Raw genomic sequence first — 25,279 nt, 5'->3', positions numbered from 1 at the left:
CGGGTTTCACGGATTCTCCTGTTGGTTCGGCATCGGCGGGAAGCCGGCCAATTTATCGATACGGTCGTGGTGAGCCAAAGAAGGGTTTCGCGGATCGATCCGCGCGTTTCGTTCCTTGTCGCCGGGTGCCCGGCCGTACCCCGGCGGCTGCGTTGTCCATGCGGCTCGCCAGTTCTTGTGCAGCGGCACAGACGCTAACACCCACCCATATAATTGACAAAATCAACTAAATTTGCGGATGCGGCATGAGCGCTGACGAAACGGGCAGGCAGGGCAGCGGGAACGCCGGGGAGCTGGCGGACGAACGGGAACGGGATGCCGGCGAGACGCTGCAGCATCCCGCCCGGCTGGCCGACTTCCTGAACTACCGCCTCTATCACCTGAGCCGTGTCGCCCTGCAAGCCAGCGGGCATCACCTGCGCGTCGCGGTCGGGGTGAGCCGGCGCGAGTGGCGCATGCTGTCCTTCCTCGGCGAGCAGCCGGGCACGCGCCTGACGGAGCTGGCGCAAAGCGCCGGGCTGGACAAGGTGCTGGCCAGCCGCGCCGTGCATGCCTTGATGGCGCGTGGTCTGGTGCTGCGCGCCACGCGCGAGACGGACCGGCGGGCGGCGGCGTTCGTGCTGAGCGAGGAGGGCGAGGCGGTCTACCGGCAGGCCTTTGCGCAGGCGCAGGCCTTCAACGCGCGCCTGGCCGCCTGCCTGGCTCCGGAGGAGGCGCGGGTGCTGGGGCGTTGCCTGTCCCGCCTGCAAGCCGAGGCCGAAACCTTGCTGGCGCAGGCGCAAGCGCTGCCCGATACCGTACCCGCGCCTGCGCAGTTGCCCCAGGATTGGTGGCGCCAGCCGTAAGGTCCGGCCGCTGGCTTCCGACTGCACCCTGCGACTTCCTGCTCCTACACTTGTAGACTTGGAGTCAGCGCGTGCACTGCCTGGAGCCTGCCATGCCGCTTGTTCGTCTCTTTTCGCCCCGGCTGCGCGCCGCCACCGCCGCGGCGCTGGTGCCCGCCTGCCTGCTCGCTGCCCCGCTTGCCCTTGCCGCGCCCCAGCCTCCCGCACCGGCGCAAGCGCTGACGCGCCAGGCGGTGGCCGCCTACGACGCAGGCGCCTTCGATGCGGCCTTGCGCGACTTTGCCAAGGCGGCCGAGCAGGGCAACCGGCTGGCCCAGTTCAATTACGCGATGATGATGCTGCGCGGCGAGGGCACGCCGGTGCGCCCGCAGGAGGCGCTGGTCTGGCTGCGCCGCGCCGCCGACAACGACATGACCCACGCCCAGTTCACTTTTGGCGAGCTGTACGAGCACGGCGAACTGGTGCCGCGCTCGCTGGAATCCGCCAACGAGTGGTACCGCCGCGCGGCGGAAGGCGGCCATGTGCAGGCCCAGGTCGAGCTGGCGACGAACTACTTTACCGGGCGCGGCGTGGCGCGCGACTACGGCAAGGCATTCCAGTGGTACAGCCGCGCCGCCAGCGCCGGCGACGGCGGCGCGCAATACATCGTCGGCAGCTATTACGAGCGTGGCGAGCCCGGCGTGGTGGAAAAAGACATCGAGCAGGCCAAGATCTGGTACGCCCGCTCCGCCTCGCACGGAGACCCCGGCGCGCTGGCCAAGCTGCGCTCGCTGCTGGAGCAGGGGCTGAAAGACAAGGCGAAAGCCAATCCCAAAGGAGCCGGTGCCATGTAATGCCCCGGTCGCATTGCCATGGTGCCATATCAGGTGGAGTAGCCGCGGCCAGGCTGACGCCGGCCGGAGCAGAGCGTAATCAAGGAGGAAGCCGCGCCTCGTCGAGCCCGGGGCGGTACAACTCTTGCTTGTAAGCACAACACAAAACCTGCGCAATGGGAGGCCCGAGTGGCAACGCACGTCGCACTGAACCACGTCACCCACTACCGGTATGACCGGCCGGTGAAACTCTCGCCGCAAGTGGTACGGCTCCGGCCCGCCCCACACTGCCGCACCCCCATTCTTTCGTATTCGCTGCGTATCGAGCCCGAGCAGCATTTCATCAACTGGCAGCAGGACCCGTTCGCCAACTATCTGGCCCGGCTGGTGATTCCCGAGCCCACGACCGGGTTCAAGATCACCGTCGACCTGGTGGTCGAGATGGCAGTCTACAACCCGTTCGACTTCTTCCTGGAACCCTACGCCGAGCGTTTCCCCTTCAGTTACGAGGCGGGCCTGGCGCACGAACTGGCGCCCTATATGGTCAAGGGCGAGCCGACGCCGCGCTTTGCCGCCTTCGTGGAGAGCATCCCGCGCACGCCGCAGGTCACCATCGATTTCCTGGTGGGCCTGAACCAGCGCCTGCAGGAGGACATCCGCTACCTGATCCGCATGGAGCCCGGCGTGCAGACGCCGGAGCAGACGCTGGAATCCGGCGCGGGCTCCTGCCGCGATTCGGGCTGGCTGCTGGTGCAGACGCTGCGCCACCTGGGTCTGGCGGCGCGCTTCGTATCCGGCTACCTGCTGCAACTGGCGCCCGACGTGAAATCCATCGACGGCCCCAGCGGCACCGAGGTGGACTTCACCGACCTGCACGCCTGGTGCGAGGTGTACCTGCCCGGCGCGGGCTGGGTCGGCCTGGATCCCACCTCCGGCCTGCTGGCCGGCGAGGGCCATATCCCGGTGGCGTGCACGCCCGAGCCCAGCAGCGCGGCGCCGGTCAGCGGCGCGGTGGACGAGAGCGAGGTGAGCTTTCACCACGAGATGTCGATCACCCGCATCTATGAATCGCCGCGGGTGACCAAGCCCTATACCGAGGAGCAGTGGCAGGCCGTGGCCGCCACCGGCGCCGAGGTCGATCGCTTGCTCAACGCGCAGGACGTGCGCCTGACCATGGGTGGCGAGCCTACCTTTGTCGCGGTCAGGGACCGCGACGGCGCGGAGTGGAACACGGACGCGCTCGGTCCCACCAAGCGCGCCTATGCCACCGAACTGGTGCATAAACTGCGCGGCCGATACGGCGAGGGTGGTTTCCTGCACTTCGGCCAGGGCAAGTGGTACCCCGGCGAGCAACTGCCGCGCTGGGCCTTGTCGATCTGCTGGCGCGCCGATGGCCAGCCTTGCTGGCAGGATCCGTCGCTGTTCGCCGACGAGCGCGAGCCGGGCGACTACACGGAGGCCGACGCGCAGCGTTTCCTCGACAGCCTGGCCGGCCGGCTCGGCCTCAATCCGGACTTTGTGCAGCCCGGCTATGAAGACACCTGGTATTACCTCTGGCGCGAGCGCCGGCTGCCGGTCAACGTCGACCCCATGGACGCGCGGCTGGACGACGAGATGGAGCGCATGCGCCTGCGCCGCGTGTTCGATGGCGGGCTGTCGCGGCCGACCGGCTACGTGCTGCCGCTGCGCCGCACCGGCGAGGAGGATGGCCCTGCCTTGTCCGGCCAGCGCTGGATCAGCGGACCGTGGTTCTTCCGCGACGACCGCATGTACCTGCTGCCCGGCGATTCGCCGATGGGCTATCGCCTGCCGCTCGATGCCCTGCCCTGGGTCAGCGAGGCGGACTACCCCTGGCAGTTCGACCAGGACCCGTTCGCGGTACGCTCGCCGCTACCCACCGGCGCACAGCTGCGCACGCAGTTGCCGGGCCTTGCCGGCTCGGGCGCCGAGACTGGCCAGGGTCACGGGATTCGCGCCAGCACCGCGGCTTTCCCGGCACCCGGCTCCGCGATGGCAAGGAGCGCAGTTGCCGGTGCCGGCAGGGCCGCGGGCATTGCCGTCGGTGCCGGCACGCCCGGCGGCCAGGCGGCCGACCTGGCGCGCGTGCCCGGACGCGGCGAATCCGCGGGCTGGATCACCCGCACCGCGCTCTGCGTGGAGGTGCGCCACCCCAGCCGCGCCGCGGGCCCCAAGGCCGAGAGCAAGGCTGCTGGCGACAAGCGCGGCATGCTCTATGTTTTCATGCCGCCGCTGACCGTGCTGGAGGATTACCTGGAACTGCTGGCGGCGGTGGAAGCCACCGCCGCCGGGCTGGGCGTGAAGATCGTGCTCGAAGGCTACCCGCCCCCGCGCGACGTGCGCCTGAAGGTGCTGCAGGTCACGCCCGATCCCGGCGTGATCGAGGTCAATATCCATCCCGCGGCCAACTGGGACGAACTGGTCGACCATACCGAGTTTCTCTACCAGGCCGCCCACGAAACCTACCTCAGCACCGAGAAGTTCATGCTCGACGGCCGCCACACCGGGACCGGCGGCGGCAACCACTTCGTGCTGGGCGGCGCCACGCCGGCCGACAGTCCCTTCCTGCGCCGCCCCGATGTGCTGTCCAGCCTGATCGCGTACTGGCACAACCATCCCTCGCTGTCCTACCTGTTCTCGGGCATGTTCATCGGCCCCACCAGCCAGGCGCCGCGTGTGGACGAGGCACGCAACGACCAGCTGTACGAACTCGAGATCGCCTTTGCCGAACTGCAGCACCAGCTCGACCGCCTGAGCGGCACGCAAGGGGCGGCGGGCGCCAATGGCGCGCACGTGCCGCCGTGGCTGGTCGACCGCGCGTTGCGCAATATCCTGATCGATGTCACCGGCAACACCCACCGCAGCGAGTTCTGCATCGACAAGCTCTACTCGCCCGACGGCCCTACCGGCCGGCTCGGCCTGCTGGAGCTGCGCGCGTTCGAGATGCCGCCGCACGGGCGCATGAGCCTGGTGCAGCAACTGCTGCTGCGCGCGCTGGTGGCACGCTTCTGGCGCGAGCCGTATCGCGCGCGGCTCACGCGCTGGGGCACCGAGTTGCACGACCGCTTCCTGCTGGGCACCTTCGTGCAGATGGATTTCGACGACGTGCTCGCCGAGATGCGCGAGGCGGGCTTCGCCTTCGACAACGCCTGGTTCGCCCCGCATTTCGAGTTCCGCTTCCCGCGCGTGGGCGAACTGGCGGCGGGCGGGCTGGCGCTGACGCTGCGCGCCGCGCTGGAGCCGTGGCACGTGATGGGCGAGGAGGGCAGCGCCGGCGGCACCGTGCGCTATGTGGATTCCTCGCTGGAACGCATCGAAGTGCGCGTGCTGGGCCTGAACGACAGCCGCCACGTGGTTACGGTCAACGGCCGCGCGGTGCCGCTGCAGCCCACCGGGCGCGTGGGCGAGTTCGTGGCGGGGGTGCGGTACCGGGCCTGGGCGCCGCCGTCCGCGCTCCATCCCACCATCGCGTCGCACGCGCCGCTGACTTTCGACGTGGTGGACACCTGGATGGGACGCAGCATCGGCGGATGCCAGTATCATGTTTCGCATCCGGGCGGGCGCAGCTACGAGACCTTCCCGGTCAATGCCTACGAGGCCGAAAGCCGGCGCCTGACACGCTTCTTCACACTCGGACACACACCGGGCGTGATGCGCGTGGAGGAACCCCGCCGCGGCCTCGAGTTTCCGTTCACGCTGGATTTGCGGCAACGCTGATCCGGCTCGCCCCCAAGCCGCGCCCCCGTGCCTCAACAGCCATCACTGCCTTTCGATGAATCCACCCCCGCGGCAGACGCGGTGATGCACCGCGCGCGGCCGGTGCCGCCCGGCCACCTTGACGAACTGGGCGCGTGCGGCGACGGGCTGCGCGCGCCGTGGGCGAGCTTCTTCCAGGTGCTGGGCGAGGAAGGCATCGACGGCCTCGACCAGCAGGCCGCCGCCATGGCGCGCCAGATCCGCGACAACGGCGTGACCTACAACGTGTACGCGGACAACGCCGACAAGGCTGGCGCACGCGCCTGGGCGCTGGACCTGCTGCCCTTCCTGGTCCCCGAGGACGACTGGGAGCGGATCGAGCGCGGCGTGATCCAGCGGGCCGAGCTGGCCAACGCCGTGGTGGCCGACATCTACGGGCCGCAGACCCTGCTGTCCAAGGGCTTGCTGCCGGCCGGCCTGGTCTTCGGCCATCCCGGCTACCTGCGCCCGCTCAAGGGCTACCAGCCGCCGGGCGGCAATTTCCTGCATATCGTCGCGGTGGACCTGGCGCATACCGTGGCGGGCGGCTGGACCGTCATGGCCCACCGCACGGAAACGCCTTCGGGCATGGGCTACGCGCTGGAAAACCGGCTGATCATCTCCAGCCTGTTCACCGATGCGTTCCGCGAGCTGCGCGTGCGGCGCCTGCCCGCCGCGTTCACGCAACTGGTGGCCACGCTGGCGCAGCAGCCCGCGGCGCAGCCACCCGCGCCCGAATCCGCTGCCGGCATGGCGGCGGCGGTCAGCAAGCACATCGTGCTGCTCACCCCGGGCCCCTATAACGAAACCTATTTCGAGCACACCTTCCTGGCCCGCTACCTCGGCATCACGCTGGTCGAGGGCAAGGACCTGACCGTGCGCAACGACGTGGTCTACCTGAAGACCCTGGCCGGGCTGGAACGCGTCGACGTGGTGCTGCGCCGCCTGGACGATGCCTATTGCGATCCGGTCGAGCTGCGGCAGGACTCCACGCTTGGCGTGCCCGGCTTGCTGCAGGCGATGCGCGCGGGCAATGTGCTGGTCTCCAACGCGCCCGGCTCGGGCTTCCTGGAAACGCCGGCCATCCACGGTTTCCTGCCCGCCATCGCCCGCGAACTGCTGGGCGAGCCGTTGCTGCTGCCCGGCGTGCCGAGCTGGTGGTGCGGCGAGGCCACCGCGCGCGCGGAAGCGCTCGCGCAATTCAGCGAAGCCTTCCTGATGCCGACCTATCCGCGCGGCATGGCGCAGCCGTGGGAAGGGCCACGGCTGGGCATGGAGCGCGGCCTGCAGCGGCTGGCCGACTGGCGCGAGCGCATCGAGCAGGTGCCCGATCTGTTCACCATCCAGGCCGATCTGCCGCTGTCGCACGCGCCGCGCTGGGAAGGCCCGCATATCGGCTCGCGCATGGCCATGCTGCGGGTCTACGCCATCGCCGACGGGCGCGGCGGCTGGCAGGTGATGCCGGGCGGCTTTACCCGGCTCGCGGGAGAAGGGCAGCCGGCGGTTTCGATGCAGCTCGGCGGGTCCAGCGTCGATACCTGGGTGCTGTCGAGCCAGCCGGCACAGCCGGTGCCGATGCCGCCGCCGTTCCCGATGGGCAGCACGGGCCTGGGGCCAGCCCCCAAGCCGCTGGCGGTATCGAGCCGCGCCGCCGAGAACCTGTTCTGGGCCGGCCGCTATGCCGAGCGTGCGGAGAACAATGTGCGCCTGTGCCGGCTAGTGCTGGGCTCGATCGAGAGCAGCGACGACCGCGACGACAGCGCGCTCGACGTGATCGGCGAACTGGTGCAGGCCTGCGGCCTGCTGCCGACCGGCGCCCCGCAGCCGCGGGCCTCGCTGCGCGTGTTCGAGCGCAGCCTGGTATCCGCGCTGGCGGAAGACGCCGGCTGGACCAGCGTGGGCCAGAACCTGGCCAGTCATGTGCATGCCGCCACCGAGATCCGCAACCGGCTGTCCAACGATCACTGGCGCACCATCCTGGCCGCGCGCAACGATTTCGGCGACGCGATGGCGGCCGCTTGTGGCGGCAGCCCGGGCGCGGCGGGCAGCGACGCCGGCTACTACGACCGGCCGCGCGTGCTGGCGGCGCTGGATCACCTGGGCATGCAGCTCGCCGCCATCAGCGGCGCCCAGGGCGACCGCATGACCCGGGATGAAGCCTGGCGCCTGCTGTTCATCGGCCGCCATATCGAACGCGTGGCCACGCTGTCGACCTTCCTGCAGGTGTTCGCGCACAACGGCGCGCTGCTGCACCGGACCTGCTTCGACCTGGTGCTGCACCTGTTCGACAGCACGCTGACCTTCCGCGCGCTCTATCCCGGCCGCTCCGATGTGCCGGCGCTGGTCGACCAGATCGTGATCGAGCCCACCAATCCGCGCGGGCTCTATGGCGTGCTGGCGCGGCTGCGCGTCAAGCTCGGCCAGGTCACGCCCCCGGCCAGTCCGGCAGGCACCGGGCGTTTGCCGCTGCCGCAGTTCCTGCCCACGGTGGAGACGCTGCCTGGCTGGGAGGCGCTATGCGAGCGTGATGCCGACGGGCAATACACCAATCTGGTGCAATTGTGCGGGCAACTGACGAGCATGATGGTGCAATTGTCCGACGAAATCAGTGCGCGCTACTTCAGCCATGCCGGCATGGCCGGGACGGGTGCCTGGGCCGGGGTGCAGCCATGACCGCGGCGATGAACGAGACGACCGCCGCCGCCGCCGTCGCGCCCGCGACACCCGCGCCGCGCGCCGCATCCGTGCTAACCGTCCACCACAAGACCATCTACGACTACACCGCGCCGGTGGAAAACGCCCAGCAGCGCGCCGTGGTGTTCCCGGTCACTTGCCCGTGGCAGGCGGTGCTCTCGCACAGCACGCTGATCGAGCCGGCGCCGTCGCATCAGCGTGCCGACACCGATGCCTTCGGCAACAACGTGCTGTACTTCACCATCGACGTGCCGCACGACTTCATGCAGCTCGCCTGCGAGAGCACGGTCAGCCTGACGCCGCGCTGGGAGGCGCTCGATCCCGCCGCCAGCATGCCGTGGGAAGCCGCCGTGGCAGCGCTGCGCTTTCGCGCCGGCCAGCCCTTCATGCCGCAGAGCGAGTTCTGCTTCGCCTCGCCCAACATAGCGCTGCATCCGGACCTCAAGGCCTACGCGCTGGCCAGCTTCGCGCCCGGCACGACAGTGGTGGCGGGCGCCATCGACCTGATGCACCGCATCCATGCCGACTTCGAATACCACGCCACCGCCACCGAGGTCGATACGCCGGCGCTGCAGGCCTTCGGCCTGCGCAGCGGCGTGTGCCAGGATTTCGCCCAGGTGATGATCGGCTGCCTGCGCTCGCTTGGCCTCGCCGCGCGCTATGTCAGCGGCTACTTGCGCACCGAACCGCCGCCCGGCCAGCCCAGGCTGATCGGCGCCGACGCCTCGCACGCGTGGCTGTCGGTCTACTGCCCGCTGGCCGGCTGGGTCGACCTCGATCCCACCAACGATGTGCTGGCCGACACCGGCCACGTCACGCTGGCATTCGGGCGCGACTACAGCGATGTCTCGCTGCTGCGCGGTGTCATCTTCGGCGGCGGCGCGCACGATGTCGAAGTGGAGGTCAGCGTGTTGCCGCTCGTGTAGCGACGCCGCAGCGGTCAGCGGCTGGCAAGCCAATTGCTTGTCGGTAGCCTGGGTTTGCCGAGAAAAGGGGGAATCATCATGCTAAGCCGCACCGCCGACCACCTGTTCTGGATGGCCCGCTACACCGAGCGTGCGGAGAACACCGCACGCATGCTCGACGTCAACTACCAGGCCTCAATGCTGCCGCAGTCGCCCGACGTGGCCCGGCAAGGCTGGCTGGCGATGCTCGATGTGACCGAACTCACGCCGGTATTTGCCGCGCATCACGGCGCGGTGGCGCACGGGGAGGTGATCGACTTCATGGTGCGGGACCTGAGCCATCCCGCGTCGATCATGTCGTGCCTGCGCGCCGCCCGCGAAAACGCCCGTGCGGTGCGCGGCGCGCTTACCACGCCGCTTTGGGAGACCATCAACACCACCTGGCTCGATGTGCAGCAGATGGTTGCCGACGGGATCCTGCGGCACGACCCGGCGCAGTTCTTCGAGTGGGTGAAGTTCCGCTCTCACCTTACGCGCGGCGTGGAAGCCGGGACCATGCTCAAGGACGAAGCCTATTGCTTCATGCGCCTGGGGACGTTCCTGGAACGGGCGGATAACACGGCCCGCATTCTCGATGTCAAGTTCCAGGCTACCGACCTGGGGCAGCAGCAGGACGACTTCTATCAGTGGGCTGCCGTATTGCGTTCGGTGTCGGGGCTGGAGATGTATCGCAAGGTTTATCGATCGGTGGTTACGCCGGAACGCGTGGCGGAGTTGCTGATCGTGCATCCGGATATGCCGCGGTCGCTGGCGGCGAGTTTGCGGGAGGTGGTTTCGTTGCTGGCGCAGGTCAGGAATGCGCAGTCAGTGGAGACGGAGAGGCGGGCGGGGAAGCTGCATGCCGAGCTTAAATTCACTCGGATCGAGGATATTTTTTCTGTTGGGATTCATGGGTGGCTTAGTGATTTTCTTCGCAGGATCCATGAGTTGGGGGGTGGGGTTAGTCGGGATTTTTTGATGAAGGGGGTGTAGGGGTAGGGGTAGGGGCAAACCATTGGCTTTTTTGTCGGTGCTTGGTCTTTGATTTGAGCGGTGTTGGCTCTTGCACCCAACAGCGTACGACATCCCCCTGCGGGGGACGCCGGTCACTCTTCTTTGCTTCGGCAAAGAAGACTAACGAGAAGAAAGCCGACCCTGCCGGGGGCAGAGCAATCGCGAGTGCGCAGGGTGCTGGTTTCGTCGTATGGCCAGCGGTTCTGCGGGCATCTGCCGGTACCGGTTTAAAGGGCCACGAATCTGCAAGTTTCCGGGATTCGTGGTGCGGCCCCCGGTAGGAGAATCCTTGGCCATTCGCCAATCTGCCGTTACCGGCGCGGGCCATCACGACACATCGCCCGTCAATGGTTTCGTGGTGGGGCGGGCGCGGTGGTCAAGGTCTTGGGCAAATCAACCCGGTGCCACCGCGCCCACGACGGAACCGGTGCGCCTGCAACTTCGTGGCCGGCCACTCCGCGAGCGACAGACGGCTTGAAGCAAGTGATGTGCGCTACCGGGGGCCTCACCGTCAATCCCGGATGCTGGCAGGTTCGTGGTCAGTCAAGCCGGTACCGGCAGAAGCCCGCCGGCACTTTGGGCCGTACGACGAAACCCCCGATATTCGAGAGCCTTATTGCTCTGCCCCCGGCAGGGTCGGCTTTCTTCTCGTTAGTCTTCTTTGCCGAGGCAAAGAAGAGTGACCGGCGTCCCCCGCAGGGGGATGTCGTACGCACTTGGGTGCAAGAGCCAACACCGCTCAAAAAACCCCTATCCCACCAACTCCCGATGCAAAGCCAAATACTCCAACGCCAGCTTATGCCGCGGATCCAGATGAATCATCGGCATCGCATGCTGATGCGACTCCCGGATCTTCACGGACGACGACAACCGTGAATTCAGCACCGGCAACCCCTCGCCAACCAGCTCCTCAACCAGTTGCAACGGCAGGCTGGCCCTCGGCTGGAACTGGTTGATCACAATACCCTCGACTTCGAGATCCGCATTGTGGTCATGCTGGATCTCCTTCACATTGTCGAGCAGCGTATAAAGCGCACGGCGCGAGAAGTCGTCGCAGTCGAACGGAATCAGGCAGCGCTCGACAGCGATCAACGCGGAGCGGGTGTAGAAATTCAAAGCCGGCGGCGTGTCGATGTAGATCGCGTCGTACACCGCTTCCAGCTCGATCAGCGCATCGCGCAGCTTGTAGATCTTGTAGCGGGATTCGAGCTTGCCGTGCAGCGCGTCGAGCTCGGGATGGGCGGGCATCACATCGAGGTTCTCGAACGGCGTGGCATGGATGAACGAGGTGACTTCCACCGGCTTGAAGCTGTACGTCAGCGCGGTGTTGAAGAAGTCTGCCACGGTCGGGGTGGCTTCCGCGGCCTGCGTGCCGAGCAGGTACTGGCTGGAGTTGCCTTGCGCATCCAGGTCGATGACCAGGGTGCGCAGGCCTTCGCTGGCACTGATGGCGGCCAGGTTGCAAACGATGGTCGACTTACCGACACCGCCCTTCTGATTGAATACGACGCGCCGCATTTGAGCCCTTGGATGTGAACGTGCCAAAGGGAAGAGGATACCCTAGCGCGGTGTCATTTCAGCGGCCAAATCGCGCGACAGGCTACGTCTGTATCAGCCGCTTCTGACGCGAGATACTCATCAGTATCCCGATCCCCATGCCCAGCGTCACCAGCGCCGTCCCGCCATAGCTCATCAACGGCAACGGCACCCCCACCACGGGCAGGATGCCGCTCACCATCCCCATGTTGACGAACGCGTAGGTGAAGAAGATCAGCGTGATCGCCCCCGCCAGCAGCCGCGAGAACAGCGTCGGCGCGTTGGCCGCGATATACAGCCCGCGGAAGATCAGCAGCAGGTACAGCACCAGCAGCACCGCATTGCCCACCAGGCCGAATTCCTCCGAGAAGACCGCGAAGATAAAGTCGGTGTGCTTTTCCGGGATGAACTCCAGGTGCGTCTGCGTGCCCTTCAGCCAGCCCTTGCCGAAGACGCCGCCGGAGCCGATGGCGATGATCGATTGGATGGTGTGGAAACCCTTGCCGAGCGGGTCGGTGGTGGGATCCAGCAGCGTGCAGATGCGGTGCTGCTGGTAGTCGTGCAGGATCGGCCAGTTCACGCCGGGGGCGCACATATCGTGCTCGAAGGTGACCAGCGCGGTGATGGCCACCACCACGATGGCAAGCAGCGGCAGGATGATCTTCCACGACAGGCCGGCGAAATAGATCACATAGAGGCCGGCGGCCATGACCAGCAGGCCGGTGCCGAGGTCGGGCTGCTTGGCGATCAGGCCAACGGGCACGAGCAGCAGCACCAGCGCCAGCACGAAATCGAACCACCTGACCGAGCCCTCCCGTTTCTGGAAGTACCACGCCAGCATCAGCGGCATGGCGATCTTCATGATCTCGGAGGGCTGGATCACCATGCCGACGTAGAGCCAGCGGCGCGCACCCTTGCGGATCAGGCCGAACATGGCCACCGCGACCAGCAGGGCCACGCCTACCGTGTAGAGCGGCACCGCCACCCGCATCAGCGTCTGGGTCGGCAGGTAAGCGATGGCCCACATCACCACATAGGACAGCAGGATGTTGCGCAACTGGTCCTCGACCCGCCCGGGCATGTCGATGGCGGCGGAGTAGAGCGCCACGATGCCGGTGGCGAACAGCAGGAAGACGATCAGCGCCAGCGGCTTGTCGAAGCCGGTGATGGCCGTCTTGATGAACGATAGGACGCGGCGGCGATCCATGGCGCGTCTCCTTCAGCGTGTAGCGTTGGCGTTGCCGCCGGCCGCGGCGGGCGCGGTTGCCGGCTTGGCGCGGGGTTTGGAACTGGCCGGCCCCACCACGGCCTGCGCGGCAGGGGCGGGGGCCGGAGCCGGGCGGCTGTGGCCAAGGGCCTGCGCCATGCGCTCGTCCAGCGTCTGTACCGCCGAGGCCGGCGCGATGGCGGCGGGGTCGATCACCGGCGCCTGCACGGCGGAAGCGGCCGTGGCGGCAGCACCGGCACGGGCTGCGACGCGCGCGGCCGGCGCGCTGGCGCCTTCGCTGGTGGCGGCGGCCTCGCTGGCGCCCATGACCGTGGCGCTGGCGATGCTGGCGGTGTGGCCGGTGGTGAACACGCTGGGCGTATCCACCGGCGGCTTGCCGCCGGCGCGCTCCGATGCGGGCGGGGCGATGTTCTCCAGCTCTGCCGGCCACTTGCCGAGCAGGTAGTAATCCATCACCTTGCGCGCGATCGGCGCGGCCACGGCGCCGCCGAAGCCGGCGTTTTCCACGATCATCGCCAGCGCGATCTTCGGGTTGTCCGCCGGGGCGAATGCCGTATAGAGCGCATGGTCGCGCTTGCGCTCGTCCAGCGCGTGGTGGTTGTACTTCTCGTTCTTGCCCATGGTGAAGGTCTGGGCGGTACCGGTCTTGCCGGCCGACTCGTAGGCTGCGCCGGCAAAGGCGCGCGCAGCCGTGCCCGAGTGCGTCACGCCGACCATGGCGCGCTTGATCACGTCGATATCGGCCTGCTTGAACGGCAGCCGGTAGCTTTCCTTGGGCACCGTGAGCTCGCGGTCGCGGGTTACGGAATCCTCCACCGCCTTGACCAGGTGGGGCTTCATCGCGGAGCCGTTGTTGACCAGGATGGCGGTGGCGTTGGCCAGCTGCAGGATGGTGAAGCTGTTGTAGCCCTGTCCGATGCCAAGGGAGATGGTTTCGCCGTCATACCACTTCCGCTGCTCGGGCTTGCGGTAGGCGCGCTGCTTCCATTCGGTCGACGGCAGGATGCCGCGGCTCTCGCCTTCGATGTCGATGCCGGTGATCTGGCCGAAGCCCAGCGGCTTCATGAAGTCATGAATGGCGTTGACGCCCATGTCGCGCGCCAGCATGTAGTAATAGGTATCGCACGACTGCACGATGGAGGCGTTCATGTCCACCCAGCCGTGGCCGCCCGGCTTGTCGTCGCGGAAGGTATGGTTGCCCAGCGTGAATGAGCCCGGATCGTGCATGCCCCAGGCTGCGGTGCGCTTGCCGGTGGTGAGCGCCGCCAGCGCCATGAACGGCTTGTAGGTCGAGCCGGGCGGGTAGGTGCCGCGCAGCGGACGGTTCAGCAGCGGCTTGTCGGGCGAGCCGTTGAGTTCGTTCCAGGTATTGGTGTCGATCCCTTCGACGAACAGGTTGGGGTCGTAGGTCGGCTTGGAAACAAAGGCCAGGATGTCGCCGGTGGCCGGCTCGATCGCCACCAGCGCGCCGCGCTTGTCGCCAAAGAGCGCCTCGGCCAGCTGCTGCAGGCGGATGTCGAGCGACAGGATCAGGTTGTTGCCGGGCGTGGCGGGGGAGGTGGACAGCGTGCGGATGGGGCGTCCGCCCGCGCTCACTTCCACTTCCTCGAAGCCGGTCAGGCCGTGCAGTTCGGTCTCGTAGCTCTGCTCGATGCCGATCTTGCCGATGTAGTTGGAGCCCTTGTAGTTGTCGGCGTCCTTGCGCGGATCGTACTTGGCGCCTTCGGCGCTGTTGGCCTCGTCCATGGCCTCGATGCGTTCCTGGTCGCGCTGCGAGATGCGGCCGAGGTAGCCGATCACGTGCGAGGCGGACTCGCCCATCGGGTACTGGCGGAACAGCCGCGCGCGCACGTCCACGCCGGGAAAGCGGAAGCGCTGCGCGGAGAAACGCGCCACTTCCTCGTCGGTGAGCTGGCTGCGGATCGGCAGGCTCTCGAAGCTGCGGGATTCTTCCATCAGCCGCTTGAAGCGGCGGCGGTCGCGCGGCTGGATGTCGATCAGCTGGGCTAGTTCCTCGATGGTGTTGTCGAGCGTGTCGGACAGCTTGGACGGCGTGATTTCCAGCGTGTAGGCGGAATAGTTGCGCGCCAGCACCACGCCGTTGCGGTCCATGATGATGCCGCGGTTGGGCTCGATCGGCGCCACCGAGATGCGGTTGTCCTCGGCCTTGGCCGAGTACTGGTCATGCTTGTACCACTGCAGCCAGAGAAAGCGCGTGAACAGCAGGCCGAAGCAGATCACGGCAAACAGGCCCGCCGCCGCTACGCGGATGCGGAAGCGGCCGAGCTCCTGTTCGACATTGCGTATTTCGGTCATGGTACTGCGTCAGCCTTGCGGTTTGCCGCGCACCCCAGGGGGCCGCGGCGGGACATCGGTTGGGGTAAAGCGTCAGATCGGCCGGGTTTCGTCCACGTCCGCGCTGCGGCGCTGCGGCGCCAGCAGCATGCCGGTGGCCAGCGGCCACAGCAGCGCCTCGATGCCCGGCGCCAGCAGCAGCTGCCAGCCGGGCAGCGGCGCGCCCATGGCCAGGCGGATCACCACCGGCACCGCGTGGGCGACGAACAGCAGCGGCAGCACGTGCAGCGCCTGGGTATAGACGGTGAACCACAGCACGCGCCGATGGATGGTGATGGCGAAGTACGCCAGCAGCGAGTAGGCCATGGCGTGCTCGCCCAGCAGGCGCGCATCGTGCACATCCATCAGCAGGCCGAGCGCGAACGCCACGCCCATGCCGACCTTGCGCGGCTGGTGGATGTTCCAGAACACCAGCACCAGCGCCACCATGTCGGGCACCCACAGCGTGGTGCCCCAGGGCATCAGGTTGAACAGGAAGGCCAGTACGAAACTCAGCGCGATAAACGCGGGGTTGACCGGGCGCAGCAGGTATTGGGGATTGGTCAACGCTTGACCTCCTTGGCGGCGGCGGGCTTGTCCGCGGGTTTTTCCGCCGCCTTGTCGGCAGGTTTGTCGGCTGGCTTTGCGGCGGGCTTCGCCGCCGGCTTGGCGTCGGCGCGTTCGGCGTCCTTCACGCCCGGCCGGTCGGCCCTGACGATCCTGGCTTCCTTGGCGTCGCGCGGGCCGTCGATGGATTCGCGCGGCGGCAGCTGGGCTTCGTAGCGGATCACCAGCAGCTGGCGGTGCGAGCGCACCCCGGCCACCGGCTCGCAGTACACACGCGAGAAGGCGGTATCCGCCTTGCGCTCGATCTGCACGATCCGGGCAACCGGCAGGCCGGGCGGGTAGGTGCCGTCCAGGCCCGAGGTGACCAGCAGGTCGCCCTGCTGCAGGTCGGCCGAGGCGGCCATGAAGCGCAGGTCCAGCAGGCCGGCGCGGGCGCCGCCGAAGGCTACGCTGCGCAGGCCGTTGCGCACGACCTGCACCGGAATGGCCTGTTCCTTGTCGGTCAGGAGCGTGACTTCGGACTGGAACGGCGACACGCGCGTCACCTGGCCGATCACGCCGCGTTCGTCGATCACCGGATAGCCCGCGCGCAGGCCGTGCTGGCTGCCGCGGTCGATCACGATGCGCTGGCTGTAGGGGTCGCGGGCGTCGTACAGGATCTCGGCCGACGTCACCGGCGTGGCCGACTGCTGCACCAGGCCGAGCAGCTTGCGCAACTGATTGTTCTCGGCTTCGAGCTGGGACTGGCGCACCGAGCCCTCGGCCTCGGCCACCATGCGGCGCCTGAGTTCGCGGTTCTCGCTGGCCAGGGCGGCCGCTGACTGGGCGTAGTCGAAGGTGGCGCGCAGTGCATCGCGCGGCACCAGCACGGTGCGCTCGACCGGCATCAGCACGGTGGCGGCAACCTGGCGCACCACGCGCAGGGCGTCAAAGCGCGCATCGACGATGAGCAGCGCCAGCGCGATCGTCACATAGAAGACGAGGCGCGCGACGGCGGAAGTGCCCTGCTTGAAGAGCGGCGGCGGAGTGTAATCCATTTACCCGTGCGCTGGCAGAAAGGTCTCCCGGTCCCGTAGGCACGACAGCGCCGCGGCGCGCCAGCCAGCGTGGCTGGGGCGTCGCGGCGCGGTGTGTTGCACGGGCTCGGGCCGGGTCGGGAGGGTGGCGCGGCACGGCGCGGCCCCGACCAGGTAGTCCGGCAGGCCGCGTCGCGCCACGAGCGATTCCTCTGCTGATTCTTTATTCGTAAGAGAAGATGCTGCCCAGCTTGTCCATGCGTTCGAGCGCCATGCCGGAGCCGCGCACCACGCAGGTCAGCGGGTCTTCGGCAACCAGCACCGGCAGGCCGGTTTCCTCGGCCAGCAGGCGATCCAGGTCGCGCAGCAGCGCGCCGCCGCCGGTCAGCATCATGCCGCGCTCGGCGATGTCGGCGCCGAGTTCCGGCGGGGTCTGTTCGAGCGCGATCTTGACTGCCGACACGATCTGGTTGAGCGGATCGGTCAGGGCTTCCAGGATCTCGTTGGAGGACACCGTGAAGGCGCGCGGGATGCCTTCGGACAGGTTGCGGCCCTTGACTTCCATTTCGCGGACTTCGGAGCCGGGGAAGGCCGAACCGATGGCCTTCTTGATGGCTTCGGCGGTCTGCTCGCCGATCAGCATGCCGTAGTTGCGGCGGATGTAGTTGACGATGGCTTCGTCGAACTTGTCGCCGCCCACGCGCACCGAACCCTTGTAGACCATGCCGCCCAGCGAGATGATGCCCACCTCGGTGGTGCCGCCGCCGATATCCACCACCATCGAGCCGGACGGCTCCGACACGGGCAGGCCGGCGCCGATCGCGGCCGACATCGGCTCCTCGATCAGGTACACCTGGCTGGCGCCGGCGCCCAGCGCCGATTCGCGGATGGCGCGGCGCTCGACCTGGGTCGAGCCGCACGGCACGCAGATGATGATGCGCGGCGAGGGACGCAGCAGCTTGGTGTCGTGCACCATCTTGATGAACTGCTTGAGCATCTGCTCGGTGACGGTGAAGTCGGCGATCACGCCGTCTTTCATCGGGCGGATGGCCTCGATGTTGCCCGGCACCTTGCCCAGCATCTGCTTGGCTTCCTTGCCGACCGCCTGGATGGTTTTCTTGGCGTTGGGCCCGCCTTCCTGGCGAATCGCGACGACGGACGGCTCGTCAAGGACGATGCCCTTGTCGCGCATATAGATCAGGGTGTTGGCGGTGCCGAGGTCGATCGCGAGATCGTTCGAAAAGTAGCTGCGGAGAAATCCGAACATCAGGAATCCTGTTTTCTGGTGGTTCGCGAGTATGCGAAGTGGCCGGCGCCGCTGCGGGGCCAGCCACGATATTCATAGCGACGGGTAGTATTAAGGCCCCCGGTCGTTCGGTGGGGCCGGCGCCGTTGCCAGCCTGCCACAGGGGGCGTGCTGTCAGGGCCGGGGCCGCCAACCAAGGCCGTCTCGCCGGGTGGCGGAAACGACCTGTACGGGTACCTTTGATTAGACCACGCGCGAAAGTTCGGTGGAACGGCACCGCAATTACAATTTAATTGCTGGCGGGGGCGGTCTAATCGGAGGAACCTGTCTGTATCCCTTGCCTGCCTTCGGCATCGCACCGCCGGCTGGTGGCCTGGCGATGTGGCCAATGCTGCGATCCGTGGGTCCGGGGGACCGTAGGGTGACCCACAAAGCTCCGCGGCACGCGGTTTTGCACCAATGTGCACCAATGTGACGAAGGCGCTGCCAAAGGATGGCAACGCGCAATGATACCTTATAATTCCCCCTGTTTCGGGGGCTTCTACCCCGAAAAAACCTGTAACTTTGACGATTCCCGGGCGCTCCCGGCAGCACTCGCCGGCCCGCCCCGGCCGCGCCCGCATCGCCTTTCGCACCGACCCCAAGCCATGGCTCTCGACCTATCCGACGTCAAGCGCATCGCCCACCTTGCCCGCATCGAAATCAACGATGCCGAGGCCGGGCAGACGCTTGTGCAGCTCAATCAATTCTTCTCCCTGGTCGAACAGATGCAGGCGGTCGATACCACCGGCATCGTGCCGCTGGCCCACCCGCTGTCCGCGGTGCGCGAGATGTCGCAGCGGTTGCGCGACGACGCCGTGACCGAGCCCAACCGCCGCGAGGACTACCAGCGTCCCGCGCCGGCCACCGAAGGCGGCCTCTACCTGGTGCCCAAGGTCATCGAATAAAGGTCATCGAACACCGGCCCTCGAACCAGCGGCTGCGCCGCGCCGCCGCCAGGCGGCGCCGGCAGCCATCACCTGCCAAGCCAAACCGACCGACATGTCCTTTTCCGCATCTACCGTGACCTCCCTGCGCGAGCTCTCCGACGCGCTGGCGGCACGCACCGTCTCCGCCGAAGAACTGGCGCGCGATTACCTGGCCCGCATCGAGCAGGCCAGCGCGCTCAACGCCTTTGTCGACGTCAACCCCGAACTCACGCTGGCGCAGGCCCGCGCCGCCGACGAGCGCCGCGCGCGCGGCGAAGCCGGCCTGCTGACCGGCGTGCCGATCGCCCACAAGGACGTGTTCGTCACGCGTGGCTGGCGCGCAACAGCGGGCTCGCGCATGCTCGCCGACTATGAAAGCCCGTTCGACGCCTCCGTGGTCGAGCGCCTGGCCGCCGCCGGCATGGTCACGCTGGGCAAGACCAATATGGACGAGTTCGCGATGGGCTCGTCCAACGAGAACTCGCACTTCGGCCCGGTGAAGAACCCCTGGGATGCCAGCCGCGTGCCGGGCGGCTCCTCGGGCGGCTCGGCCGCCGCCGTGGCAGCCGGGCTCGCGCCCGCCGCCACCGGCACCGACACCGGCGGCTCGATCCGCCAGCCGGCCTCGTTCTCGGGTATTACCGGCATCAAGCCCACCTATGGCCGCGTGTCGCGCTACGGCATGATCGCTTTCGCCTCCTCGCTCGACCAGGGCGGCCCGATGGCACATACCGCCGAGGACTGCGCCATGCTGCTGGGCGCCATGGCCGGCTTCGACGAGCGCGACTCGACCAGCCTCGCGCCCGCCCAGGGTGGTGTCGACGAGGACTACACGCGCCTGCTGGGCAAGCCGCGCACCGGCGCCAGCGTTGAGAGGCCACTGTCCGGGCTGCGCATCGGCCTGCCCACCGAGTATTTCGGCAAGGGGCTGTCGGCAGACGTGGAACAGGCCGTGCGCGCCGCGCTCGCCGAGTACGAGAAGCTGGGCGCCACGCTGGTCGAGGTGTCGCTGCCCAAGACCGAGCTGTCGATCCCCGTGTACTACGTGATCGCGCCGGCCGAGGCCTCGTCCAACCTGTCGCGTTTCGACGGCGTGCGCTACGGCCATCGCGCCGCCGAGTACCGCGACCTGATGGACATGTACAAGAAGACCCGCGCCGAAGGCTTCGGCCCCGAGGTCAAGCGCCGCATCATGGTGGGCGCCTATGTGCTGTCGCATGGCTACTACGACGCCTACTACCTGCAGGCGCAGAAGATCCGCCGCATCATCGCCGACGATTTCCAGCGCGCCTTTACCCAGTGCGACGTGATCATGGGTCCGGTGGCGCCCACGGTAGCCTGGAAGCTGGGCGAGAAGAGCGCCGACCCGGTGCAGATGTACCTGGCCGACATCTTCACGCTGTCGACCAGCCTGGCCGGCCTGCCCGGCATGAGCGTGCCCTGCGGGCTGGGCGAGGGCGGCATGCCGGTTGGCCTGCAACTGATCGGCAACTACTTCGGCGAAGCCGAACTGCTGCAGACGGCGCACGCTTTCCAGCAGGCAACGGACTGGCACCTGCGCCGGCCTGCCAAGGCATGATCGCGCGGCGCTGGCTGGTCCGGCTCGCACTCGGCATCGGGCTGGCCGCCGCACTGGCGGCCTGCATCCCGCTGCCGCGCTTCGGCGGCGGGCCCACCCCGATCGCCAGCCGCGACATCGACCTTGCCGGCGATTGCCGCCGCACCGAGGAAGACGGCTTCCGCGAGGATGCCCAGCTGCGCGTGGCGGACAACAGCGTGCAGCAGTTGTCGTGGAAGCTGTGGGTGGGCAAGCGCGGTTCGTGCAGCTTCAACCTGGCCGAATTCCGCCAGACGCAGAAGAAGCCGCATATCGAGTTGCGCGCCAACGACGGCAGCGCCTGCAAGCTGATGGTCTGGCAGGATCCGCGCCGGGTCACGCTGGCCCACGCCAATTGCGAGGCACGGTGCTCGCCGGGCATCTACGAGGAAGCCTGGCCGGTGATGTTCGAACCCGGCACTGGCGGCTGTGCACAGACCCGATGAATCCGATGCACCCGCTCAGCGCCCTGTCCGGACTCGCCGCCCGCCTGCGGGATTTTTGCCTTGGCGCGTGCGCCCTGGTGCTGGCAAGCCACGGCGCGCTCGCGCATGCCTTCGTGCCGGAGGCCGGCATGCACGCCATGCCGCCGGCGCGGACGGTGCATTTTCCCGATGCCGACAAGGGCAATGCGCTCAGCGCCCACTGGTTCTTGCCGCAGCGCGGCGCGCTGGCGTCGGCGCAGGCATTGCCGGTGGTCATTGCGTTGCATGGCTGCGCCGGGCTCTACCAGAACGGCGGCGCGGATGCCGCGGCGCTGCAGGAGCGCTACCGGGAATACGTGCAATGGCTCTCCGCGCGCGGCTACGCCGTGTTGCTGCCCGACAGCTTCGGTCCGCGCGGCAAGCCGCAGGGCATCTGCACCGAAGCGCTGGCCGGGCGCGACATCGACGACGAAACGCGGCGCGGCGATGTCCTGGCGGCGCTGCGCTGGCTCGCGCGGCAGCCCGGCATCGACACGGCGCGCATTGTGCTGCTGGGCTGGTCCAACGGCGCGCAGGCGGTGCTCAGCACCATCGACGCCAGCCGCGACTGGCCGGCGGGCGCGCCGGCAATCGAGCGCGCCGTGGCCTTTTATCCTGGCTGCAAGCGCGCCGTGCAACGGCATGAATACCGCCTGCGCACGCCCTTGCTGCTGATGACCGGCGGCGCCGACGACTGGACCCCCGCCACCCGCTGCGCCATGTTGCGCGAGGCGGTCACGGCGCGCCAGCCCGATGCGCGCTTCCGGCTGGAGATCTACCCTGGCGCGTATCACGGCTTTGACGGCACCAGCGAACTGCGGGTGCGGCGCGATGTGCCCAACGGCGCGCGTCCCGGCCTGGGCGTGACCGAGGGCGGCGACCCGGTCGCGCGCGGCGCGGCGCTGGCGCAACTGGATTCGTGGCTGGCCAGCCCGAATCCGTGAGATGAATACCGGCATGGCGCCGCGGTCGGATGCGAAATGCGCGCGCGATGCCGATGAACACGTAGCAGACGTAGCAAACACGTAGCAACACATACAGCACACGAACAGGAATACCGCCATGCAATGGGAAGTGGTGATCGGCCTCGAGACGCACACGCAGTTGTCGACGGCCTCCAAGATTTTTTCCGGTACCTCCACCGCCTTCGGCGCGGCGCCGAACACGCAGGCCTCGCCGGTCGACCTGGCGCTGCCCGGCGTGTTGCCGGTGCTCAACCGCGGCGCGGTCGAGCGCGCCATCGAGTTCGGGCTGGCGATCGGCGCCACCATCGCGCCGCGCAGCATCTTCGCGCGCAAGAACTACTTCTACCCCGACCTGCCCAAGGGCTACCAGATCAGCCAGTACGAGATCCCGGTGGTGCAGGGCGGCAGCATCAGCATCCAGGTCGAAGGCAAGAAGGGCGAGACCTACGAGAAGACCGTGCAGCTCACGCGCGCCCACCTCGAGGAAGACGCCGGCAAGTCGCTGCACGAGGATTTCGCCGGCATGACCGGCATCGACCTGAACCGCGCCGGCACGCCGCTGCTGGAGATCGTTACCGAGCCCGACATGCGCAGCTCGGCCGAGGCCGTGGCCTACGCCAAGGCCCTGCACGCGCTGGTGATGTGGCTGGGCATCTGCGACGGCAATATGCAGGAAGGCAGCTTCCGCTGCGACGCCAACGTGTCGGTGCGCCCCTACGGCAGCCCCACGCTGGGCACGCGCCGCGAGATCAAGAACCTGAATTCGTTCCGCTTCCTGCAGCAGGCCATCGACTACGAAGTCCAGTGGCAGATCGCCGAGATCGAGGACGGCCGCGCCATCCAGCAGGCCACCGTGCTGTTCGATCCGGACACCGGCGAGACGCGCGCGATGCGCACCAAGGAAGATGCGCACGATTACCGCTACTTCCCCGACCCCGACCTGCTGCCGCTGGAGATCGACGCGGCCTGGATCGAGCGGGTGAAGGCCGCGCTGCCAGAACTGCCGGTGGCCATGCAGGCGCGCCTGGTGTCGCAATATGGCTTGTCCGCCTATGACGCCAGCGTGCTGACCGCGTCCAAGGCACTGGCTAGCTACTTCGAGGCCGTGGTCGCCGAAGCCGGTGCGGCCAATGCCAAGCCCGCTGCCAACTGGCTGATGGGCGATGTGTCGTCGCTGCTCAACCGCGAAGGCATTGCGCTGGAAGCGGCCCCGGTCAAGCCGGCGCAGTTGGCCAGGCTGCTGGTGCGCATTGCCGATGGCACGGTGTCGAACAACACTGCCAAGAAGGATGTCTTCCCGGCCATGTGGGCGGGGGACGAGGGCGGTGACGCCGACGCCATCATCGCGGCCAAGGGGCTGAAGCAGATGTCCGACTCAGGTGAGTTGGAAAAGATCATCGATGATGTGCTGGCGGCCAATGCGAAGTCTGTCGACGAGTTCCGGGCTGGCAAGGAGAAGGCGTTTAATGCGCTGGTGGGGCAGGCTATGAAGGCTACCAAGGGGAAGGGGAATCCGGCGCAGGTTAATGAGTTGTTGAAGAAGAAGTTGGGGGCGTAAGGCGGCTTTTTTTGGGGGGGGCTTGCTGGCTCCTTCGCGGTTTCTTTTTGCGGTGTTGGCTCTTGCACCCAAGTGCGTACGACATCCCCCTGCGGGGGACGCCGGTCACTCTTCTTTGCCTCGGCAAAGAAGACTAACGAGAAGAAAGCCGACCCTGCCGGGGGCAGAGCAATCGGGCTTGTAGGCCTCGGTGATTGCGTCGTACGGCCCTGAGTGTTGCCTAGCGTGTCCAACCGGCTTGCAGGACATCGCATTGGCCTGCCCCATGGGTTTCGTGGTGGGGCCCCTGACCTCGTATGCGGTGACCATTCCCACATCTGCCGTTCGCGGCGCGAGTGGCTGCGCCGTTTCGAGTGTGGCTGGTTTCGTGGTTTTGTCTCGGAGAGCAGGCGCGGTGATGTTCGAGCGTGACCCTCGCGAACCGGGCCATGGTGCCCACCACGAAACCAAGGGCGTTGGTAGCAAGGTGCCGCTCGCGCCGGTAGGCAGGGCATCAAATGGCTGGGCGGCCACCGCTAGAGACAAAACCACGAAACCACCAATGCAGGCAGGATCGCGGTCCTTCGCGCCGCGAACGGCAGATGTGGGAAGAGGCACCGAGCAAAGCGATCAGGGGCCGCACCACGAAACCCATGGGTCAGGCCATTGCGCTGCCCTGCAAGCCGGTAACGGCAGATACCAGCAGAACCGCTGCCCATACGACGAAACCAGCACCCTGCGCACCCGCGATTGCTCTGCCCCCGGCAGGGTCGGCTTTCTTCTCGTTAGTCTTCTTTGCCGAGGCAAAGAAGAGTGACCGGCGTCCCCCGCAGGGGGATGTCGTATTCCTTTGGGTTAAATAACCAACGCCGCAAAAAGAAACCGCAAAGGAGCCAGCAAGCCCAAGCCCTCACCCCAAAAAGGCCAACACCCCCCCCTCCCCAAATCCACCCCCTAACCATTTGCTACACTGCCCCCCAAACATCCCGGTTGAAGCCAATGAACCCCCAAGAAGTTGCCTCCTACCTGCAAACCAACCCCCAGTTCTTCGAAGATCACGCCGAGCTGCTGGCCACGGTGCAACTCACCAGCCCGCACAGCCACCGCGCAGTCTCGCTGCAAGAGCGCCAGATGGAAATCCTGCGTGAGAAGAACAAAGGCCTGGAACTGAAGCTCGCGGACCTCGTCCGTCACGGCCACGACAACGACCGCACCCAGCAGCGCATGCACGCCTGGCAACTGCGCCTGCTGGCAGAAGTGGACTCGCACGCGCTGCCCTATGCGGTGCAGGACGGCCTGCAGCAGGTGTTCGAAGTACCGGGTGTGGCCCTCAAGCTCTGGAACGTGGCCGAGAGCTACGCGCATATGGAAGTGACCCAGGGCGCGAGCGATGACGTCCGCCTGTTCGCCGAAGGCCTGCGCGCGCCGTATTGCGGCGCCAACAGCGGCTTCGAGGCGGCGGCCTGGCTGGAGCGCGACGATATCGCCTCGCTGGCCATGGTGACGCTGCGCGTGCCCGCGCGTGAAGCCGGCACGCTTGGCGCGGCCTTCGGGCTGCTGGTGCTGGGTTCGCCCGAGCCGCGGCGCTTCCACGAGGGCATGGGCACTGCCTACCTGGCGCAGATCGGCGAAGTGGCCGGCGCCGCGCTGAACCGGCTGCGTGACTAAACCGGGCGATGCACCGCAATCCCATCGCCGTGGCCGGGCAATGACGGCATCCCGTCCGCCCAGATCAGGTGGCGCGGCCGCGCGGCCGCGC

General features: G+C 67.4%; 18 protein-coding genes. 12 read left to right on the top strand and 6 right to left on the bottom strand.

Annotation, left to right across the window (positions count from 1 at the left end):
• The first annotated feature begins 245 nt into the window (after positions 1–245).
• From AC1DN0_RS18370 to AC1DN0_RS18345, 6 genes are all read left to right on the top strand, one after another.
• Positions 246–845, top strand: coding sequence for a MarR family winged helix-turn-helix transcriptional regulator (locus AC1DN0_RS18370; protein ID WP_441631032.1), 600 nt, complete (start codon positions 246–248; stop codon positions 843–845).
• Positions 846–937: 92 nt separating this feature from the next.
• Positions 938–1,678: a tetratricopeptide repeat protein gene (locus AC1DN0_RS18365; protein WP_441631034.1), complete on the top strand. Its 741-nt coding sequence runs from the start codon at positions 938–940 to the stop codon at positions 1,676–1,678.
• A 168-nt stretch (positions 1,679–1,846) separates the two neighbouring features.
• Positions 1,847–5,392: a transglutaminase family protein gene (locus AC1DN0_RS18360; RefSeq protein ID WP_441631036.1), complete on the top strand. Its 3,546-nt coding sequence runs from the start codon at positions 1,847–1,849 to the stop codon at positions 5,390–5,392.
• A 27-nt stretch (positions 5,393–5,419) separates the two neighbouring features.
• Positions 5,420–8,083 carry a circularly permuted type 2 ATP-grasp protein gene (locus AC1DN0_RS18355; protein ID WP_441631038.1) on the top strand — a complete coding sequence of 888 codons (2,664 nt, stop codon included), beginning with the start codon at positions 5,420–5,422 and terminating at the stop codon, positions 8,081–8,083.
• 8 nt (positions 8,084–8,091) lie between these two features.
• Positions 8,092–9,030 (top strand): transglutaminase family protein, encoded by a 939-nt coding sequence (locus AC1DN0_RS18350; RefSeq protein ID WP_441631040.1) that lies wholly within the window; start codon positions 8,092–8,094, stop codon positions 9,028–9,030.
• Between the two features lie 78 nt (positions 9,031–9,108).
• A complete protein-coding gene (locus AC1DN0_RS18345; protein WP_441631042.1) occupies positions 9,109–10,041 on the top strand; it encodes an alpha-E domain-containing protein in 933 nt (310 codons plus the stop codon).
• Positions 10,042–10,812: 771 nt separating this feature from the next.
• On the opposite strand, the gene AC1DN0_RS18340 is transcribed toward AC1DN0_RS18345, so the two are convergent.
• From AC1DN0_RS18340 to AC1DN0_RS18315, 6 genes are all read right to left on the bottom strand, one after another.
• Positions 10,813–11,580, bottom strand: coding sequence for a ParA family protein (locus AC1DN0_RS18340; protein WP_035859677.1), 768 nt, complete (start codon positions 11,578–11,580; stop codon positions 10,813–10,815).
• A gap of 82 nt (positions 11,581–11,662) precedes the next feature.
• Positions 11,663–12,805 carry a rod shape-determining protein RodA gene (gene rodA, locus AC1DN0_RS18335; RefSeq protein WP_441631045.1) on the bottom strand — a complete coding sequence of 381 codons (1,143 nt, stop codon included), beginning with the start codon at positions 12,803–12,805 and terminating at the stop codon, positions 11,663–11,665.
• Positions 12,806–12,817: 12 nt separating this feature from the next.
• Positions 12,818–15,142 (bottom strand): penicillin-binding protein 2, encoded by a 2,325-nt coding sequence (gene mrdA / locus AC1DN0_RS18330; protein ID WP_477103967.1) that lies wholly within the window; start codon positions 15,140–15,142, stop codon positions 12,818–12,820.
• Positions 15,143–15,214: 72 nt separating this feature from the next.
• A complete protein-coding gene (mreD, locus tag AC1DN0_RS18325; RefSeq protein ID WP_035859668.1) occupies positions 15,215–15,727 on the bottom strand; it encodes a rod shape-determining protein MreD in 513 nt (170 codons plus the stop codon).
• The gene (gene mreC / locus AC1DN0_RS18320; RefSeq protein WP_045238331.1) at positions 15,724–16,764 is read right to left on the bottom strand and encodes a rod shape-determining protein MreC; all 1,041 of its coding nucleotides are present in this window, start codon (positions 16,762–16,764) and stop codon (positions 15,724–15,726) included. Before mreC ends, mreD begins: the two co-directional genes overlap by 4 nt.
• A 202-nt stretch (positions 16,765–16,966) precedes the next feature.
• On the bottom strand, positions 16,967–18,010 hold the full coding sequence (locus AC1DN0_RS18315; protein ID WP_035859663.1) for a rod shape-determining protein: 1,044 nt from the start codon (positions 18,008–18,010) through the stop codon (positions 16,967–16,969).
• 626 nt (positions 18,011–18,636) lie between these two features.
• Between AC1DN0_RS18315 and gatC the strand changes: the two genes are divergently transcribed.
• The 6 genes from gatC to AC1DN0_RS18285 all read left to right on the top strand — a co-directional run bounded on the left by gatC (position 18,637) and on the right by AC1DN0_RS18285 (position 25,188).
• Entirely contained in the window at positions 18,637–18,936 is a 300-nt protein-coding gene (gatC, locus tag AC1DN0_RS18310; RefSeq protein WP_441636968.1) for an Asp-tRNA(Asn)/Glu-tRNA(Gln) amidotransferase subunit GatC, read from the top strand.
• A 94-nt stretch (positions 18,937–19,030) separates the two neighbouring features.
• On the top strand, positions 19,031–20,536 hold the full coding sequence (gene gatA, locus AC1DN0_RS18305; protein ID WP_441636966.1) for an Asp-tRNA(Asn)/Glu-tRNA(Gln) amidotransferase subunit GatA: 1,506 nt from the start codon (positions 19,031–19,033) through the stop codon (positions 20,534–20,536).
• A complete protein-coding gene (locus AC1DN0_RS18300) occupies positions 20,533–21,000 on the top strand; it encodes a hypothetical protein (protein WP_441636964.1) in 468 nt (155 codons plus the stop codon). Before gatA ends, AC1DN0_RS18300 begins: the two co-directional genes overlap by 4 nt.
• A 5-nt stretch (positions 21,001–21,005) precedes the next feature.
• The gene (locus AC1DN0_RS18295) at positions 21,006–21,962 is read left to right on the top strand and encodes a dienelactone hydrolase family protein (RefSeq protein WP_477103969.1); all 957 of its coding nucleotides are present in this window, start codon (positions 21,006–21,008) and stop codon (positions 21,960–21,962) included.
• Positions 21,963–22,080: 118 nt separating this feature from the next.
• Entirely contained in the window at positions 22,081–23,541 is a 1,461-nt protein-coding gene (gatB, locus tag AC1DN0_RS18290; protein ID WP_441636962.1) for an Asp-tRNA(Asn)/Glu-tRNA(Gln) amidotransferase subunit GatB, read from the top strand.
• A 978-nt stretch (positions 23,542–24,519) separates the two neighbouring features.
• The gene (locus tag AC1DN0_RS18285; protein ID WP_477104649.1) at positions 24,520–25,188 is read left to right on the top strand and encodes a DUF484 family protein; all 669 of its coding nucleotides are present in this window, start codon (positions 24,520–24,522) and stop codon (positions 25,186–25,188) included.
• The last annotated feature ends 91 nt before the right edge of the window (positions 25,189–25,279 follow it).

Source organism: Cupriavidus sp. 05N39 (genome assembly GCF_056397325.1).
The sequence above is the reverse complement of the archived record's forward strand: the minus strand, read 5'-3'. Positions and strand labels throughout refer to the sequence as shown.

Bases quoted from the DNA above. Each gene is read 5' to 3' on its own strand.
- AC1DN0_RS18370 (WP_441631032.1), top strand. From the start codon at position 246: ATGAGCGCTGACGAAACGGGCAGGCAGGGCAGCGGGAACGCCGGGGAG.
- AC1DN0_RS18365 (WP_441631034.1), top strand. From the start codon at position 938: ATGCCGCTTGTTCGTCTCTTTTCGCCCCGGCTGCGCGCCGCCACCGCC.
- AC1DN0_RS18350 (WP_441631040.1), top strand. From the start codon at position 8,092: ATGAACGAGACGACCGCCGCCGCCGCCGTCGCGCCCGCGACACCCGCG.
- AC1DN0_RS18345 (WP_441631042.1), top strand. From the start codon at position 9,109: ATGCTAAGCCGCACCGCCGACCACCTGTTCTGGATGGCCCGCTACACC.
- AC1DN0_RS18340 (WP_035859677.1), bottom strand. From the start codon at position 11,580: ATGCGGCGCGTCGTATTCAATCAGAAGGGCGGTGTCGGTAAGTCGACC.
- rodA (WP_441631045.1), bottom strand. From the start codon at position 12,805: ATGGATCGCCGCCGCGTCCTATCGTTCATCAAGACGGCCATCACCGGC.
- mrdA (WP_477103967.1), bottom strand. From the start codon at position 15,142: ATGACCGAAATACGCAATGTCGAACAGGAGCTCGGCCGCTTCCGCATC.
- mreC (WP_045238331.1), bottom strand. From the start codon at position 16,764: ATGGATTACACTCCGCCGCCGCTCTTCAAGCAGGGCACTTCCGCCGTC.
- AC1DN0_RS18315 (WP_035859663.1), bottom strand. From the start codon at position 18,010: ATGTTCGGATTTCTCCGCAGCTACTTTTCGAACGATCTCGCGATCGAC.
- gatC (WP_441636968.1), top strand. From the start codon at position 18,637: ATGGCTCTCGACCTATCCGACGTCAAGCGCATCGCCCACCTTGCCCGC.
- gatA (WP_441636966.1), top strand. From the start codon at position 19,031: ATGTCCTTTTCCGCATCTACCGTGACCTCCCTGCGCGAGCTCTCCGAC.
- AC1DN0_RS18300 (WP_441636964.1), top strand. From the start codon at position 20,533: ATGATCGCGCGGCGCTGGCTGGTCCGGCTCGCACTCGGCATCGGGCTG.
- AC1DN0_RS18295 (WP_477103969.1), top strand. From the start codon at position 21,006: ATGCACCCGCTCAGCGCCCTGTCCGGACTCGCCGCCCGCCTGCGGGAT.
- gatB (WP_441636962.1), top strand. From the start codon at position 22,081: ATGCAATGGGAAGTGGTGATCGGCCTCGAGACGCACACGCAGTTGTCG.
- AC1DN0_RS18285 (WP_477104649.1), top strand. From the start codon at position 24,520: ATGAACCCCCAAGAAGTTGCCTCCTACCTGCAAACCAACCCCCAGTTC.